Genomic DNA, 16,402 nt, shown 5'->3' with positions numbered 1-16,402 from the left:
CTCGTGGAAGAAGGTGCCCCGCAGGGGCGGATGAGGGGGGCGCGCGCGACCGGATGCCGCCGCGACGACCCCCTCATCCGGCCTTCGGCCACCTTCTCCCACGAGGGGAGAAGGGACGCTTGGCGACGGCGAGCCGTGGGCCCGGATGCCATCCCGAAAGTATTGGGTCGTCGGCTCGCCGGGAGAGGGGTCGCGCGTTGGACGTTCGTTGACCGGTCTGGCTTGCTGACCGCGTTCGAGTTGCCAAGGAGCGGAGACGGTCGTCTCACGGGTATGCTCCGCAACCCGGCGGCGGGGATTTCAGGAAAGCGCGGAAAGCTCCCGAGGTCTTTCAGGGGGAGGCGTGAGGGTCGCCGAGGGGGACGATCGGGATGGGGGCGAGCCGACCGACGCCGCGGGCCTCGGCGGAGTCGGGCGGGGCGCCGGCCTCGATGGCGTCGGCGGCGCGTTCCAGGGCGGCGAACTTGGCGTCGCGCAGGGCGGGGTCGAACGAGGCGGGGCCGGTGATCTGGTATGACATCATGCCCCAGTGGCAGGCGTAGCGCCAGACGTTGGGGTCGAGCCTGAAGAAATGGCGGCCGGTCTCCGTCGGGTCGACGGTCGGCTCGGGCGAATCGGCGGGCCAACCGAAGGCGCGGCGGGCGTGGAGGCCGCGCAAGACCGCCTGGGCCAGCGCGACCTGGCCGCGGTACGAGGGGTGCATCGCGTCGAGGAACAGGCGGTCGTCGAGCAGGCCGTCGGGGCTGACGGCGTGGAGGTATGCCTGGCCGTCGATGTAGACGCAGTCGCGACGGCGAGCCAGCTCGCGATAGGCTTCCTGGAAATCGGTCGGGGCGCGCTGGGGGTAGCCGTCGGCGTCGCGGGCGATTCGGGCGTGCTCGTAGGCCTCGGCCGCCTCGCCGCGATCGGCCAGCAGCCGAGACAGCCGCCACCGCGCCATCGCGAATCGCGGGGCGCGGGCGACGAGCGCGCGATAGGCGGCGAGGGCCGCGTCGGGGTCGTTGGTCTCCAACTCCCTCGCCGCGAGGAAATCGCGTTCGAACCGCGATCGCTCGACGCGGGGCGTCTCGGGGGGCAGATACGAGCGGTTGGGGTCGTAGTCGAAATCATTCGCGGGGGGGGCGATCAGGACGAGGATGGCGCCGACTTCGTCGGCATAGGCGGCGATCGCCTCCAGGCGGCGGCGGAAGTCGGCCAGGATGCGGTCGTATTCGTCGTCCGCGTAGGCGGGCACGTCGATCAGGGTGCGTCGGCCGTTCGCGGGGGGCGGGATGGCGATCCGGCATTTTTCCATGTTGCGCCGGATCAGCGAATGGAGCCACGACCAGCCCACGGCGCGCGAGGTCAGGCGCTCGATCGCGGTGGGCTCGCCGTCGTCGTGGTAATAGCGGCGGTCGCGCGAGTGGGGGATCCGCGCGGAGAATTCGTTGTGGCCGCAGTAGACGATCAGGACGGCGGGGCGATGCTTGATCCCGGCGAGTTCCCGATGCTGGCGTTCGAGCGTGTGGCCCGAACTCGCCAGCACCTCGGCTTCGAACTCGCGGCCGGGGATCGCCCGGCGAAGCTCCCTGGCCACGACTCGCCCGAGGTCGAACCAGCGCTCGAACGGCACCCCGGCGGCGCTCGACTCGCCGATGACCGCGATGCTCACGCGATCGCCATCGTCGGGGAACGTCGTCGGCGGCAGGATGTCGTCAAGCCTGGGCATCTTCTGGCGGACGAGCCGTTCGGTGCGAATCTCCCCCGCTGGGACGGCCGAGGCCCGCCCCTGCCTCGCGAGGATGACGGCCGACGCCCCTTCCAACGCCACGGCGCCCAGCGCGACCGAGCCGCACAGCACGCCGACCCGGAGCCATCGCCGGCGATCCCCCGCCTTCACCCCGCGGATCGTGAGCGGGAGCGCGACCACCAGCGCCGCCAACGTCGCCGCGTAGGCGAGGTCCAGCACCCACAGGAACCCCAGGCCGATCGCCCAGTACACCCACCGCGGCGCGTGGTCATGGACATAGAGCGTCCCTAGGATCGCCCCCAGGACGACCGGGGCCAGGAAGAAGGTTAGCTTCGCCAGCGAGCGGAGCGATCGAGTCGGCGAGACCGTGGGAGCGGTGGCCATGGCGGCTCGGGTTCGGTGTCTGAATGTTGACCGTGAAGGTTCCGAAGCCATCATAACGTCCTCGCCCCCCGGAGGGGCAAGGTGCCTCGGAGGCCCGGTTGTGGAGAGGGACGAGCCGGGCGGCCGACGACACTGCGAGGGGACCGAGCGGTGGTTTCGAAACCCGAATCACCTCGCGCGTCTTCGCCCCTCCGACTCCTTCGGACTTCGGGCTTTCCCACGAGGCGGGAAGGCCGCTCCCGGCCCGGCGTTCATTCCATCCCATAGCGCCGGAGCTTCTGACGGAGCGTGCCGCGGTGGATGCCTATCCGTTGAGCGGCGAGGGCCTTGTTGCCGGACTCGCGGCGGAGGACGGCGCGGAGCATCGGGGGCTCGACCTGGGCGAGGAAGCGGTCGTACAGCGAATCGGCGCCTTCGGCGTCGGGGTCCGGGAGGGCCGCCAGGGCGGCCTCGGTCCAGCGGGCGATGGCGGGGTCCAGGCCGTCGACGCCGGCCGACTCGGGGGCCAGCGAGGCGGCCGCCGGCGGCAGGTGTTCGGGGAGGATCGGGCAGCCGCGGGCGAGGATCACGGCGCGCTCGATGGCGTTGCGCAGCTCGCGGACGTTGCCGGTCCAGGGGCGCCGGCGCAGCTCGGCGAGCGTGTCGGGGCGGAGGTCGGCCGCGCGGCCGCGGGATGGGTCGGCCAGGGCGATGAAGTGGCGGGCCAGCTCCGGGATGTCCTCCGGCCGATCGCGCAGCGGCGGGATGTGGATCGGGAAGACGCTCAGGCGGAAGTAGAGGTCCTCGCGGAACTGGTTGTCGGCCATGAGGCGGTGGAGCGGGCGGTTGGTGGCGGCGAGGAAGCGGACGTCGATCCCGCGCGGGCGGGCGTCGCCGACGGGGGTGACCTCGCGGTGCTCGATCGCCCGCAGCAGCTTCACCTGCATCCCGAGCGGCACGTCGCCGATCTCGTCCAGCAGCACCGTCCCGCCGGCCGCCAGCTCCAGCAGCCCCTTGCGGTCCTGGCTCGCGCCGGTGAAGCTCCCGCGCACGTGGCCGAACAGCTCTCCCTCCACCAGCCCCGGCGACAGCGCGGCGAGGCAGACCGGCAGGAACGTCCTCGCGCCGCGAGGGCCGTTCTGGTGGATCGCGCGGGCCACCAGCTCCTTCCCCGTGCCGCTCTCCCCCGTGATGAGGACCGGGACGTCGGTCGGGGCGACGAGCGCGATCTGCTTGAACAGCGCCTGCATGGGCGGCGACGAGCCGACCAGTCCCGTCCGCGCGGGGCCTTCGTCGTCCTTCGCCCGACCCTTCCGGCCGGGCTCGGCCGATTCGAGCGCGCGGCGGACGACGGCCCCGGCCTCGTCGAGGTCGAAGGGCTTGACCAGGTAGTCGAACGCGCCGGCCTCCATCGCGCGGACCGCGGTGTCGAGACTGCCGAAGGCGGTGATCACGATGATGGGGGCGTCGCCGATGCGCTCGCGGAAGGCGGGCATGGCCGTCAGGCCGTCCATGCCGGGGAGGCGGACGTCCAGGACGACGGCGTCGAACGGGCCGGAGCGCGCGGCGTCGAGCCCCTCCTCGGCGGAGGAGGCGACGGCGACGTCGTGGCCGAGGTCGCCCAGATATTCGCCGAAGGCCCAGCAGATGCTGGCCTCGTCATCCACGATCAGGACGCGGCTCATCGCGGGTCTTCGCCTCCTCGGGCGCGGTCGCGGGGATCGTCAGGCGGAACCGGGTCCAGCCGCCGTCGCGGCCCCAGGCCAGGTCGCCGCGGTGGGCCTCGGCGACGCGACGCGCCAGCGCCAGGCCCAGGCCAACGCCCTCGGGCTTGCCGGTGACGAACGGGTCGAAGATCGTCGGGGCCAGTTCCGGCGAGGGGCCGGGGCCGTCGTCGCCCACCTCCAGGACGATCGTATCCGCGCCGGCGAGCAGGCGGAAGCCGACGCGCCCCCCCGGCCCCGCCGCGTCCATCGCGTTCCACGCCAGGTTCAGGAGCGCGGCCCGGACGCTCGACTCGTCGACCTCCGCCACGGCGGGCTCGGCGGGGGTCTCCACCTCCAGCGAGACGCGCGCGTGGCGGGCCGTCGGGCCGAGCAGGTCGGCCACGTCGCGCGTCAGCGCGGCCAGGTCGCGCGGGCGGTTCGGGCGCGTCTCCAGCCGGCCCAGGGTGAGCAGCCCGCGCACCTGCTCCTCGGCCAACTCCAGTTGCCGGGCGGCGACGCCCAGGCTGGTGTCGCGCGCGGTCGCGGCGCAGCGCTTGCCGTGCAGTTGCACCCCCAGCCGCGCGCCCGTGAGCGTGTTGCGGAGCTGGTGCGCGAAGCCGGCGGCGAGTTGCGCGAGGAGTTGCGTGCGCTCGGCCTCGGCGATGGCCCGGCGCATGTCGCGGAGCTGTCGGCTCATGGCGTTGACGGAGGCGATGAGGTCGGCGATCTCGTCGCGGCCCTCGCCCGGGTCGATCTCGGCGAAGTCGCCGTCGGCGATCCGCGCCACCTGCCCGCGCAGCCGATGCACGCGACGGCCGAGGCGGCCGGCGAACCACCGCGCGGCCATCGCCGTGAGCGCGATCGCCGCCAGCCCCAGCCCGACGGGCGCGGCGGCGACGTCCCACAGCGCGGCGCGCCAGTTCGATTCGGGATACAGCACCAGCAGCGACGCCCCGGCGGGGGCGCGGAGTTTTGCCCCGTAATAGGGCCGGCCGGCGACCGAGAGCGTCGGCCATTGCCGCCACGACTCGAACCCGGGGCGGCGGAATTCCGGCGCGTCGACGGCGGCCGGCACGGCGGCGGCGAGGGCGTCGTCGCTGGCCGCGGCGACGCGCCCGCCGGAGTCGCGCGCCACGAAGTGCGCCCCGGAGAGCCCGTGCATCTGCCCGAGCACCCGCGAGGTCAGCGGGAACGACGAGCGGTCCAGCACGTCGATCACCGCCGCCAGCCGTTCCACGTTCCGACGCTCGTCCCGCGCCGCCGCCAGCCAGACCCCCGCCGCCGTGGTCGCCGCGATCGTCGCCGTCTGGATGACGACGATCGGGATCAGGATCTGACGATGGATGGGGATGTTCATGTGGTTCGGGGGCCGGGCGTCACGCCCGCCCCGCCAGCTCGGCCGCCAGGCTGCGGAGGAACGGCTCGACGTCGGTGACGATGCCCACGGTCTGGAAAGAGCCGCGATCGGCGAGCTTGGTGACGGTGGCCGGGTTGATGTCCACGCAGACGACCTTCACCCAGGCCGGCAGGAGGTTCCCCGTGGCGATCGAGTGCAGCGCCGTGGCGATGCAGAGCGCGAAGCCGACGCCCTTGATCGCCTCGCGCATCCGGTCCTGGGCGACGAGAGCGTCGGTGACGACGTCGGGCAGCGGGCCGTCGTCGCGGATCGAGCCGGCGAGGACCATGTCGACCCCCTGCTTGACGGCCTCGTACATGATGCCGGAGGTCAAGGCCCCCTGCTCCACCGCCTGCCTCAGGCCGCCGATCCGCCGGATGGCGTTGATGGCCCGCAGATGGTGTTCGTGGCCGTGCTCGATCGACTCGCCGCGCGCGATGGAGACGCCCAGGCTGGTGCCGTAGAGGGAGTGCTCGACGTCGTGGGTGGCGAGCGCGTTGCCGGCGAACAGCGTCTGGATCCAGCCGTCGCGGATCAGCCGGGCGACGTGCGGCGCCGAGCCGGTGTGGGCAATCGCGGGGCCGCCGACGAGCAGCACCTTTTTCCCCGCCGCGCGGGTCGCGCGGATGCCCTCGGCCACGGAGCGGAGGCTGACGGCCTTCGGCTTCTCGCTGGAGACGTTCGACGACATGAAGCCGAACGGCGAGCTTTCGCGCGGGCGCTCCTCCGGCGTCACCCGGACGCCGCGATGGCCGACGACGATCGGGTCGCCGAGCTTGACGTGGACCATCGGGATGCACCGCGCGCGGCCGGCCCGCTCGTCGAGGAGGATGCCGCAATCCATCTCCTGGTCCTCGACGTCGATCCAGCGGCCCCCCACGCGAACCTGGGTCTTCTGGTTCGTGGTGCTGTAGAAGTCGACCGGGAAGGCCGAGGCGACGTCCGCCGGCTCCACCCTGGCGTCCTGGGCGTGGACCGGGCTGGCGCCGTGCTCCACGAGGTCGGCGATGATCTCGGCCACCTTCTCGGGCGTGTCGCCCCTGATCTCGATCCGCGCGTAGCTGGGGTCGGCTCGCCGCGCCCCGATCTTGCATTCGTGGATCTCGAACGTCCCCCCCATCTGGAGGATGCGGTCGAGGATCTTGGGGAGCAGCAGCGAATCGACGATGTGCCCCCGGACCTCAACCTCGTCCGCCGCGCCGGCCTTCGTCTCCCCGGTCGCCATCGCGATGCCTCCTCGCGCGGAAAGTCCGTCGTCGCCCATCTGGAAGCCATTGTAGCGGCCGACCGCGCCGGGGCGAGTCCGCGGGGACGCCCGTGGTTGCCCGCCCGCGCGCCGAGCGTTAGAATTCCCCCGTCTCCAGGATCCCTCGCCCGCCCGCCGGGAGCCATGCCATGTCGACCGCCTCGCAGGCCGCCGCGACGCTCGACGACCTCTACCGAACGGAGGGGAAGGCGGAGTTGATCGGCGGGAGGATCGTCCACCTCATGCCCACGGGATTCCGGCCGGGCCTCATCGGCGGGCGGATCTATCGCGCCCTCGACGACCACGCCGCCGCGGCCGGCGATGGCGTCGCGCTCCCCGACAATGTCGGGTTCGTCGTGCGCGAACTGGCCTCGGGACGCCGGTCGTTCTCGCCCGACGCCGCCTACTACATCGGTCCGCTCCCCGACGACGACATGGAGTTCATCCAGGGGCCGCCGACGCTGGCCGTGGATGTCCGGAGCAAGACCGATTACGGCCGCTCCGCCGAGGCCGAGCTGGCCGCGAAGCGCGCCGACTATTTCGAGGCCGGCGCGCTCGTCGTCTGGGACGTGGACCCCAAGGCCGAAGCGGTATACGTTTACCGGGCCGACTCGCCCGACGAGCCGACGACGTTTGCTCGCGGCCATGAGGCCGACGCCGAGCCGGCGGTCCCGGGCTGGCGGATGGCGGTGGATCGGATCTTCGGCTGACAAGCCGTGACCAGCCGCGAGAGGGAGACGCGCGCGGCATCTCGGCCCTATCCCGAACGCCCGACGTTCGGCCACCCCCATATCGTACCGAGGGTCAGAACCGCGTTCAGCCGCGTTCGGCCTTCCAGGTCGCCTTCATGCTTGCGTATTTGGGCCTCGCTTCCGCCTTACGCCAGGCTTCGTAAAAGATTCGGGCCGACTCGGCCTTCTCCGGGTCGCCCGTGCCTTTCTCCAGCGGCCGCTTGTCGTCCGGATCGTATTTCCGCCCGCCCTTGTAGTTCGTGTAGCGGCGGGCGCGGGTGAAGCCCATCTGGAGGTACTTGCGGGCCATGTCCGCCCCGACGAAGTCGTCGGCCTTCAGGTAGGCGAGGAACTTCCGGTAGATGGCCCTGCTGCTCTCCCGAGCGATCTCCGGCGTCTTGAACCGCCAGAGCGGAGCCAGCTCGCCCTTGTACGGCTCGCAGATGAGGACGCCCTGCTCGCCCTTGCCGACGCGGTACCGCTCCGGCTCGGCGCGGTAGTCCACGTCGGGACGCCAGTGGTATGCGTCCTTGTCGAAGTTGAGGTAGCTCGGCTTCATGCCAGGGCTCGGGGCAAATCCCGGGCCGACGCCAACGCGAGCGGCCGGCGCGCCCCGATGACGAGGCGCGCCGGCCGTGGATTTTCTCGGGACGCCCTCGCCCGGGGTCAGGGGGCGACGTGGGCGGTGGCGGTCAGGTCGAGGGGGGGCTCGCCGGGGATGTCGGTGGTGACGCGGAAGACACGCTGGAGGTCGCCGCGGGTGGTCCCCTCGTCGGGCTTGTAGGCGACGGTCAGGATGTGCATCGGCTTCTTCTTGCCGTCGTAGGGCTCGATGGAGAAGCCGTCGCCGACGCCCTCGACCGAGGTGATGGCGAAGGGCTGCGACGCGCGGATGATGAACTTGCCCTGCTTCCCCTCGGCCGAGGCGATCTCGCCCATCGTCAGCAGCGAGGGGGACGCCGTCAGGTCGCCGCGGATCCAGCCGGTGACGGGGACCGGGATGCTGCGGGTCTCGCGGTCGTTGCTGATGAGCCGGATCTCGTCGCGGAGCGGGCCCGAGGGGGCGTCGGGCTTGATGCCGACGTCCAGGCGGTAGGACACCGCGCCGGTGGCGTCGCGCTTCGTCTCCACGAGCTGCGCCGTCAGGGCGCGGCTGCCGGAGACCATGCGTTCGAACTTCCAGTTCGCGGCGTTGATGCGGTCGATCGTCAGGGTGAGCGTGGGGGCCTGGCCCTTCACGACGGTCCCGAAGTCGATCGAGCCGGGGTTCAGCACGACGTCGGCGAGGATGTGCGAGGTGACGTGCAGCCGGACCTCGGCCTCGCGACCGCTGGCCGTGACGAGCGAGGCGTACAGGATCGTCGCCTTCTCGCCCAGGAAGTTCCGGGTGTCCATCTCGGCCTGGATCGTGGCCGACTCGCCCGGATTGACCGTCGAAGCGCTCGCCTGGCCGCTGGTGCAGCCGCACGACGGGCGCAGGTTGAGGATGGTGACGGGCTCTTTCAGCCGGTTCACCAGCACGAAGTCGTGCTTGACCTTGGCCCCTCGCGGGACCGGGCCGAAGTGGTGGTTGCGTTCGGCGAACAGGGAGTCGGCCCAGCCGGCCGCCTCGACAGTCGCCGCGCCGATCGTCATCGCCGCAAGGCAGCCCGCCAGGGCCGCCGTCATCCCGCGCCGAGTCATCATCGCCTCCCGCGATACCAACCCCGGGCAAATCGCCCTTGCGCGAAGGGGCCTCCGGCCCCCTCCATGACCTCCTGTATCGACGCCCCCGGCCGGTCGATTCAGCGATCCGGTCGCCCCGAGCGCTCCCCCCGGCCGCGTCGTTCGCATTGTGTCGAATACGCCGGCGGCGCGGGGTCGTCCGAGAGGCGTCCCGCCTCGCCGGGGGGGGCTTATGAGAGTCTTCCCCCCTCGCGGGGGATGACGGACCGCGAAGCGGTCAGGAGAGGGGGACGCCGAGCCGTCGCGCCGTCGGGATACGGCAGCCCGCCCCGACCGGCTCCGAGTCCCGGCGGCGGTCTCGCTTACCCCCCACTTCCGGACCCGCGGGCCACCTTTCCCCATCTTCGGGAAAAGGCCGTTATGATGGAACTCGCGAATCCCCCCGCCCCAAACCGATCGAGCCCCGCCCATGCCCCCCTCCCCCGCATCGCGCCACGCCGTCCATGTCGAGGGCGTCGGCGTCTACCGCGCCGGCCGCTGGATCCTCAAGGACGTGGATTGGACCGTCCCGTCTGGGGCTTGCGTGGCGGTGCTGGGCCCGAACGGCAGCGGCAAGAGCACGCTCACGCGGGTGATCTCGGGATACCTGTGGCCGACCGAAGGCGAGGTGGAAGTCCTCGGCGAGCGGTTCGGCGAGGTCAACATCCACGAGCTGCGCGAGTCGCTCCGGCTGGTCCAGCCGACGGGCATGGCCGAGCCCGACGCCGAGATGACGGCGCTCGACGTGGCGATCACCGGGGCGTTCGGGACCGTCGGCCTCTACGCGGCGATCGGCGACGACCTGCGCGCCGAGGCGCTACGGTTGCTGGAGGCCGTCGGGCTCCACGCGGCGATCCGCACGCCGTACCGGAACCTCAGCAGCGGCGAGCGAATCCGCTGCCTGATGGCCCGCGCGATGGTCCGCAAGCCCCGCCTGCTCCTGCTGGACGAGCCGACCTCGGGCCTCGACCTCCTGGCGCGCGAGCAGGTGCTCGCGACGATCGAGTCGCTCCACGCCGAGCCCGACCCGCCGACCGTCGTCCTCATCACGCACCACCTGGAGGAACTGCCGCCGGCCGTCTCGCACGTCGTCGTGCTCCAGGATGGGCGGGTCGCCGCCCAGGGGGCGCCCGAGGACGTGCTGACTTCGGCCCTCCTCTCCGAGGTCTACCACTGCCCCCTGGAAGTGGTCCGGTCCGACGGGCGATTCTATTCTCGCGTCAGCCCCGGCGCGTGGGCGTCGCTCCTGGCGCGCTCGGGGCGTCCTTGAGACGACGCCGCCCATCACGAGGAGAGCCACCATGACCATGCGACGAGCCGCCTTCGCGATCGCCCTCTCGGCCCTCGCCCTCCCCCTCGCCCGCGGCGAGGAGCCCAATTACGAGCGGATCCGCGACGTCGTGTACGGGCGGAAGTACGGCGCGGCGCTGACGATGGACGTCATCAAGCCGAAGGCCGACGCCAACGGGGCGGGGATCCTGTTCATGGCGAGCGGCGGGTTCGTCTCCTCGCCGGACATGATCCAGCCTCCGATCTTCCAGCCGCTCGTCGATCGCGGCTACACCGTCTTCGCGGTCGTCCACGCCTGCCAGCCGCGGTTCCAGGTCAACGAGATCGTCTCCGACGTCAACCGCGCTGTCCGGTTCATCCGCGCGCACGCCAAGGAATACGGCGTGGACCCGGACCGGATGGGGGTCTACGGCGGGTCGGCCGGGGGCCACCTGTCGCTGATGCTCGGGACCGCCGGGACGGACGGGGACCCCACGGCCGCCGACCCGGTCGAGCACCAGTCCAGCCGCGTGCGGGCCGTCGCCTGCTTCTTCCCGCCGACCGACCTGCTCAACTGGGGCGAGCCGGGGGCGGAGCGGATCCACGCCACCGACCACCTCCCGCCGTTCCGCGCCGCGTTCGACTACCGCGAGCTGGACACCGAGGAGATGCTCTGGATCCCGATCATCGACGAGGACCGGCTCCGCGAGCGCGCCCGCGCCGTCTCGCCCATCACCCACGTCACGGCCGACGACGCCCCCACGCTCATCATCCACGGCGACGCCGACGAACTGGTCCCGCTCCAGCAGTCGGAGTCGTTCAAGGCGAAGCTCGACGAGGCCGGAGTGCCGAACAAGCTGATCGTCCGCCCCGGCATGACCCACTCCCTCCCGACCCTCGAGGACGACCTGAAGCTGTTCGCCGACTGGTTTGACGAGCACCTGAAGCCGTCGAAGTGATGGCGCGAGCTTCGAAAAAGGCCATCCTAACGGCCTTCCCCCCCTGGAGGGGGAAGGAAGGTGGCCGGATGAGGGGGGGACGAGCGGCACGAGCATCGGCGTCCGAGAGGGCCTTCCAGGGCCGTCGGTCTGGGCGGCGTCGCGAAACGCGTAACCTCCCGGGCGGGCTCCCCCTCATCCGACTCCTTCGGAGTCTGTCCTCCCCCGCCAGGGGGGAAGATCGTTTTCATGCGGGTCGACTCCGGCTCCATAACCCCCGCCAGGCTCGGTTGACAGGATCCGGAGACGCGGCTACATTCCCGCCGCACGTCGCGTCCGTGAGGCGCGGACGGGTGGACGAGGCACCACGAGACGACAACCGCGAGACAATCGCCCTGTCCGACGATCACGGTCGAGGCGCGCGTTCGGGCGATCCCACGGATGGCGAACGCACTCCGGCGCGCGTTCCTCTTTGACGGGCGAGGGTGAATCATGGACGACGTCCCCGCCGGTCCGGCGAGCGCGGAGCCGGGGAGGCCGTCGCTCTCGGTCGTCGTGCCCGTGCACAACGGGGGCGAGGACTTCGGGCGATGCCTCCGCCGGCTTCGTGAATCTTCCTGGGCCTTCGATGAATGGATCGTCGTGGACGACGGGTCCACCGACGGCTCGGGAGACCTTGCGGCCCGCTTCGGCGCGGTCGTCCTGACCCACGACCGCCCGCTGGGCCCGGCCGCGGCGCGGAACCTCGGGGCCGAGGCCGCCACGGGCGACCTGGTCTTCTTCCTCGACGCCGATGTCGCCGTCCACCCGGACGCGATCGCCCGCGCGATGTCCCGCTTCCTGGCCGATCCCGGGCTCACCGCCCTGTTCGGCTCCTACGACGACCGGCCGACGGCGCCGGGCCTGGTCAGCCGGTTCCGCAACCTGCTGCACCACTACGTCCATCAGCGCGGCGACTTCGTCGACGACGCCCGACCCGCCCACACCTTCTGGACCGGCTGCGGCATGATCCGCCGGGCCGACTTCCGCGAGTTCGGCGGCTTCGACCCGCGCCTCTACGCCCGGCCGTCCATCGAGGACATCGAGCTGGGCTATCGCCTGACCCGCGCCGGGAGGAAGATCCTCCTGGCTCGCGACGTCCTGGCGACCCACATGAAGCGCTGGACCCTGTTCGACATGGTCCGCACCGACGTCTTCCGCCGCGGCGTGCCGTGGATGCTCCTGATGAAGCGGAGCGGGACCGTCGAGACCGATCTGAACGTCCAGTTCGGCCAGAAGCTCTCCGTGGCGGCGACCGGCGGGCTGATGCTGGCGACGGCCGCCGCGACGGCCGCCCCCTCGGCCGGGTTCGTCGCGGCGGGCTGCGCGGCGGCGGTGGTCGCGCTCAACAAGGATCTGTACCGCTACCTGGCGAGCCGGCGCGGGGCGGCGTTCGCGGCGGCCTCGTACCCGCTGCATCTGCTCTATTTCGCCTGCTGCGGCGCGTCGGTGGTGATCGCCCTGACGCGCTGGCACCTCGTCGACCGCCGCGCCCGCGCGACGGCCGAGGGCCGCGTCGACCGCGGCGGGCGGCCCATCCCCGCGCCGGCATGGCGCCGACTGGCACGGAGGCTCCAGCGATGGACGACTCGATCCGGGTAGCCGTGGCGCGGGGCGACCGCCGCCGGGGCGCCGTGGCGCAGGCGCTGGCGCTGATCGCCGAGGACGTCCGCGCCGCCGTCGGCCGATGCGGCGCCGCGGTGGTCGCGCCGACGCTCGACGAGCTGGGCCGCGGGTGGGCCTCCACCGACCGCGACGCCCTCTCCGCGACGGTCGACGCGCTGGCGGCGGCCGGCGCCGACGCGATCGACGTGGTGGCCTCCAAGGCCGACGGCAGGCCGTCGGCCCGCTCCTGCTTCGAAAGCCTGGAGTACGTCGCCGAGACGCACGGCCGCCCCGTCGCGTATCACGACCTGGACGCCGAGCCCGACGCCTGGACCTCGCGCGAGGTCGGCGGGCGGCCGGCGCGGGTCTCGAAGCTGTTCGCCGAGTCCGGCTGCCGCGTCTCGCTGGCCGTCGCCCGGACGCACGGGACGTTCCGCCTGGGCCTGGCGCTCCCCGGGCTGGCCTCGATCGTCCATCCCGACGACCGATGGCCGGAGGACGACGCCCTCGCCCGCCGCGTCCCGGCGCGGCTGGCCTCGGCCTGCTCGGCCCTGGAGACCTGGCGGGGCCGGATCGCCCGGGGCTGGCTGAAGGTGCGTTCGATCGGCGGGGGGATGCGGCCCACCGGCGCCGAGCGGCGCAGGCTCGACCGCGCCGGCTTCGCCGTGGAACGCCTGGCCGCGCTGGCCGCGGTCGCCGCGCCCAGGATCAGCGTGGTGGACGGCTTCGGCGGCATGCACGGCCAGGGGCCCCGGCTGGGGACCAGGCTCCGGCTGGGGACGGTGATCGCCGGGACCGACCCCGTGGCCGTCGACGCCGTGGCCGCCGCGATCATGGGCTTCGACCCGCTGGACGTCGCCTATCTGAGACGGGCGCAGGCCGCCGGCCTGGGGGTCGCCGACCTGGCCGGCATCACGATCGTCGGCGAGCCCTGGTCGCAGGTGCGCCGGCGCTGCCGACGTCACGCCTCCGACCGCCTCCTCCGCCTGGTCGCCGCCGGCCCGGCCGACCTCGAAGGCGCCGCCGCGCCCCACTTCGCCCGACGTCGCCGCCGATCCCGGCGGTCGTCGCGCGTCTGAACCGGACCCACCGCCAGGACGCCGCCATGCGCATCGGTTTCGACGGGACGTGTTTGGCCAATCGCCGCGGCTTCGGCCGGTTCGCGCGGCGCATCCTCTCGGCGTTCGCCCCCATGGCCGCCGCGAGAGGACACGAGGTCGTCGTCGCCGTCGACTCCCCCTCCGCGGGGAGCGTCGAGATCCCTGGGGCGGCGACGCCCCTGGTCGTGGGCCTTCGCGCGGCCCCGAGCGCCGCGGCCTCGGCGGGGGGCCGCCGCGGCGTGCTGGACATGCTGGCGATGGGGCGCGCCGTCTCGCGCGCCCGGCTCGACCTGATGTATTTCCCCGCGACGTACAGCTTCTACCCGGTGTGGAATGTCCCGCGCGTCGTCGTCACGATGCACGACACGCTGACGATGGAGCACCCGGAGTTGGTCTTCCCCTCGTGGAAGGGCCGGCTGGCGTGGTCGCTCAAGGAGGCCGTCGCGGTCCGATCGGCCGACCGGATCGTCACCGTCTCCGAGACCTCCCGGCGCTATCTCCTGAGCCGGCTCCGATGCGGGCCGGATCGCCTGCGCGTCGTCTCCGAGGCCGCCGACTCGATCTTCGGGCCGATCGTCGACGAGGCCCGCGCGACGGCCGCCCTGGCGCGATACGGCGTACCGGCCGGGGCGCGCTACGTCCTGTACGTCGGGGGCCTGAGCCCGCACAAGAACCTGCCGCGGCTGGTGGAGGCGTTCGCGAAGGCCGCCGGCCCGGCCGACCTGCTGGTTTTGACGGGCGACTTCCACGACGTTTTCCACACCCACGTCCCGGAGATCCGCGCGGCCATCGCCCGCGTCGGCCTGGAGGACCGGGTCGTGCTGACGGGCTTCGTGCCGGACGAGGATCTGGCCGCGCTCTACGGCCGGGCTCATGCGTTGGCGTTCCCCTCGCTGCTGGAGGGGTTCGGCCTGCCCGCGGTGGAGGCGATGGCCTGCGGCTGCCCCGTCGCCGCCAGCCGCGCGGGCTCGCTCCCCGAGGTCGTCGGCGACGCGGGCATCCTCTTCGACCCGCTCGACGTCGATGACATCGCCCGGGGCTTGGGCGAACTCCTTCATGATCCCGCCCGCCGCGACGAGCTTTCCGCGCTGGCGCTCCGCCGCGCCTCCACCTTCGACTGGGATCGATCGGCCGCAACCCTCCTGGCCTGCGTCGAGGAGTTCGACCGCGGCGAGCGGAGGTCGCGCCGACGCCCCGGCTTCCTCGATCCGGCGTCACGCGGCGACGATCGGGGTTGTAAGGAGAGTGCCCGGTCGGGCATCGTAAAGGCCGGTCGCCAGGACGATGACTGCCCAGGCTAGAGATGGACGGACCCCCGGAGCCACCCCCTTGTTGCCCACCCTCCTTTTCTACGCGGCGTTCGCGATCGGCGAGGCGGCATGCATCGTCTACGCCATCAACATCTTCCACTCCTACCCCTGGCGCGTCCGGTGGACCGAGCGGGCGACGCTCGTCGCGCTGGCCGTCCTGGGGGTGGTCTCGGCGGAGCTGACGCGGCGATACTGGATGACGCCGGTCTCGGAATGGCCGCCGGCGCTGGTCGCCTTCGCGGCCGGGTGCTGCCTGATGGCCCTGGTCGTGCTGCCCGCGGCGACGTTCGCCCGCGCCCGACGCATGCGGCGGTCCGGATCCGTCGAGGGGGAGCGCCGGGACTCCCTCCTCCAGGATCCGCCCGAGTCGTACGTCGGCGGCGGCCGCCACGCCTGGATGTTGAGGTTGCCGGGGAACACGTCGCGGAACCTGGAATCGCGCGACTGGAGCGTCCCCATCGCCGCGCTGCCGGAGGAGCTTGACGGCCTCTCGATCCTGCACCTGACCGACCTGCACTTCTCGCGGGCGTACAGCAGGCGCTACTTCGAGGCCGTCTTCGCCGCGGCGGCCGACATGCCGGCCGACATGGTCTGCGTCACCGGCGACCTGATCGACGATCCCGAGTGCATCGAGTGGATCGAGCCGTTGCTGTCCGGCCTCCGCGGGCCGTTCGGGCGGTTCGCGATCCTGGGGAACCACGACCACCACCACGACGTCGACGCGATCGCCGCGGCGATTGCCGCCGCCGGCTACGAGACGCTCGACGGCCACGTCGTCACGACGGAGATCCAGGGGCGTCGCCTGGCGATCGGCGGGACGTGCGCCCCTTGGGGCCCCGGCATCCCCGACGACGCGATCCCCCACGCCGACTTCTCGCTGCTGCTGAGCCACACGCCCGACCTGGTGTACAAATCGGCGCGTCAGGGCTGGGATTTCATCCTCGCCGGCCACAACCACGCCGGCCAGGTCCGGCTGCCGGTCGTCGGCCCGCTCCTGATGCCCAGCCTCTACAGCCGCCGGTTCGAACACGGCTTCTTCCGGGTCCCCCCGGCGCTGATGTACGTGGGCCAGGGGGTCGGCTGCAAGCACCCGATCCGCTACGGCTGCCATCCCGAGATCGCCCGCTTCACCCTCCGATGCGTCCCGCCCGTCGCCCCCCGCGCCCGGATCGCCCGCGACCGCGCGGTCGTCGAGCCGATCTACCAGGAGTCCTGAGCGCCACTGGCCCGGCGGTTTCGGGGAGGGTACGATCCCGTCCTCCCCGA

13 protein-coding genes are annotated in these 16,402 nt (G+C 72.3%); 7 read left to right on the top strand and 6 right to left on the bottom strand.

Going from position 1 to position 16,402, the window contains the following annotated elements; genetic code table 11:
• Positions 1–331 precede the first annotated feature (331 nt).
• The 4 genes from WG209_RS06390 to WG209_RS06375 form a co-directional block, all read right to left on the bottom strand.
• A complete protein-coding gene (locus WG209_RS06390; protein ID WP_337174186.1) occupies positions 332–2,113 on the bottom strand; it encodes a tetratricopeptide repeat protein in 1,782 nt (593 codons plus the stop codon).
• Between the two features lie 251 nt (positions 2,114–2,364).
• Positions 2,365–3,777 (bottom strand): sigma-54 dependent transcriptional regulator, encoded by a 1,413-nt coding sequence (locus WG209_RS06385; RefSeq protein WP_337174185.1) that lies wholly within the window; start codon positions 3,775–3,777, stop codon positions 2,365–2,367.
• Complete coding sequence (locus WG209_RS06380) at positions 3,752–5,155, bottom strand: HAMP domain-containing sensor histidine kinase (RefSeq protein ID WP_337174184.1); 1,404 nt, start codon at positions 5,153–5,155, stop codon at positions 3,752–3,754. The genes WG209_RS06385 and WG209_RS06380 overlap by 26 nt, the downstream gene beginning before the upstream one ends.
• 19 nt (positions 5,156–5,174) lie before the next feature.
• Positions 5,175–6,419 carry a TIGR00300 family protein gene (locus tag WG209_RS06375; RefSeq protein ID WP_337174183.1) on the bottom strand — a complete coding sequence of 415 codons (1,245 nt, stop codon included), beginning with the start codon at positions 6,417–6,419 and terminating at the stop codon, positions 5,175–5,177.
• 170 nt (positions 6,420–6,589) lie between these two features.
• On the opposite strand from WG209_RS06375, the gene WG209_RS06370 reads away from it, so the two are divergent.
• Positions 6,590–7,150: a Uma2 family endonuclease gene (locus WG209_RS06370; protein WP_337174182.1), complete on the top strand. Its 561-nt coding sequence runs from the start codon at positions 6,590–6,592 to the stop codon at positions 7,148–7,150.
• Positions 7,151–7,256: 106 nt separating this feature from the next.
• Here the strand turns inward: WG209_RS06370 and WG209_RS06365 are convergent, their stop codons facing one another.
• The gene (locus WG209_RS06365) at positions 7,257–7,730 is read right to left on the bottom strand and encodes a DUF4385 domain-containing protein (RefSeq protein WP_337174181.1); all 474 of its coding nucleotides are present in this window, start codon (positions 7,728–7,730) and stop codon (positions 7,257–7,259) included.
• 107 nt (positions 7,731–7,837) lie between these two features.
• On the bottom strand, positions 7,838–8,857 hold the full coding sequence (locus tag WG209_RS06360; RefSeq protein ID WP_337174180.1) for a DUF1573 domain-containing protein: 1,020 nt from the start codon (positions 8,855–8,857) through the stop codon (positions 7,838–7,840).
• A 448-nt stretch (positions 8,858–9,305) separates the two neighbouring features.
• Between WG209_RS06360 and WG209_RS06355 the strand changes: the two genes are divergently transcribed.
• The 6 genes from WG209_RS06355 (at position 9,306) to WG209_RS06330 (ending at position 16,352) form a co-directional block, all read left to right on the top strand.
• Positions 9,306–10,145 (top strand): ATP-binding cassette domain-containing protein, encoded by an 840-nt coding sequence (locus tag WG209_RS06355; RefSeq protein WP_337174179.1) that lies wholly within the window; start codon positions 9,306–9,308, stop codon positions 10,143–10,145.
• Between the two features lie 31 nt (positions 10,146–10,176).
• Entirely contained in the window at positions 10,177–11,103 is a 927-nt protein-coding gene (locus WG209_RS06350) for an alpha/beta hydrolase (RefSeq protein WP_337174178.1), read from the top strand.
• Between the two features lie 471 nt (positions 11,104–11,574).
• A complete protein-coding gene (locus WG209_RS06345) occupies positions 11,575–12,723 on the top strand; it encodes a glycosyltransferase family A protein (protein ID WP_337174177.1) in 1,149 nt (382 codons plus the stop codon).
• Positions 12,702–13,805 (top strand): DUF362 domain-containing protein, encoded by a 1,104-nt coding sequence (locus tag WG209_RS06340; RefSeq protein WP_337174176.1) that lies wholly within the window; start codon positions 12,702–12,704, stop codon positions 13,803–13,805. The genes WG209_RS06345 and WG209_RS06340 overlap by 22 nt, the downstream gene beginning before the upstream one ends.
• Before the next feature lie 53 nt (positions 13,806–13,858).
• Positions 13,859–15,127 carry a glycosyltransferase family 1 protein gene (locus tag WG209_RS06335; protein ID WP_337174175.1) on the top strand — a complete coding sequence of 423 codons (1,269 nt, stop codon included), beginning with the start codon at positions 13,859–13,861 and terminating at the stop codon, positions 15,125–15,127.
• 31 nt (positions 15,128–15,158) lie between these two features.
• The gene (locus tag WG209_RS06330) at positions 15,159–16,352 is read left to right on the top strand and encodes a metallophosphoesterase (protein ID WP_337174174.1); all 1,194 of its coding nucleotides are present in this window, start codon (positions 15,159–15,161) and stop codon (positions 16,350–16,352) included.
• Positions 16,353–16,402: the final 50 nt, after the last annotated feature.

The organism is Paludisphaera sp. (assembly GCF_037189885.1).
In the GTDB taxonomy this organism is placed as follows: Bacteria; Planctomycetota; Planctomycetia; order Isosphaerales; family Isosphaeraceae; genus Paludisphaera.
This window is presented reverse-complemented; position numbering and strand designations above follow the sequence as displayed.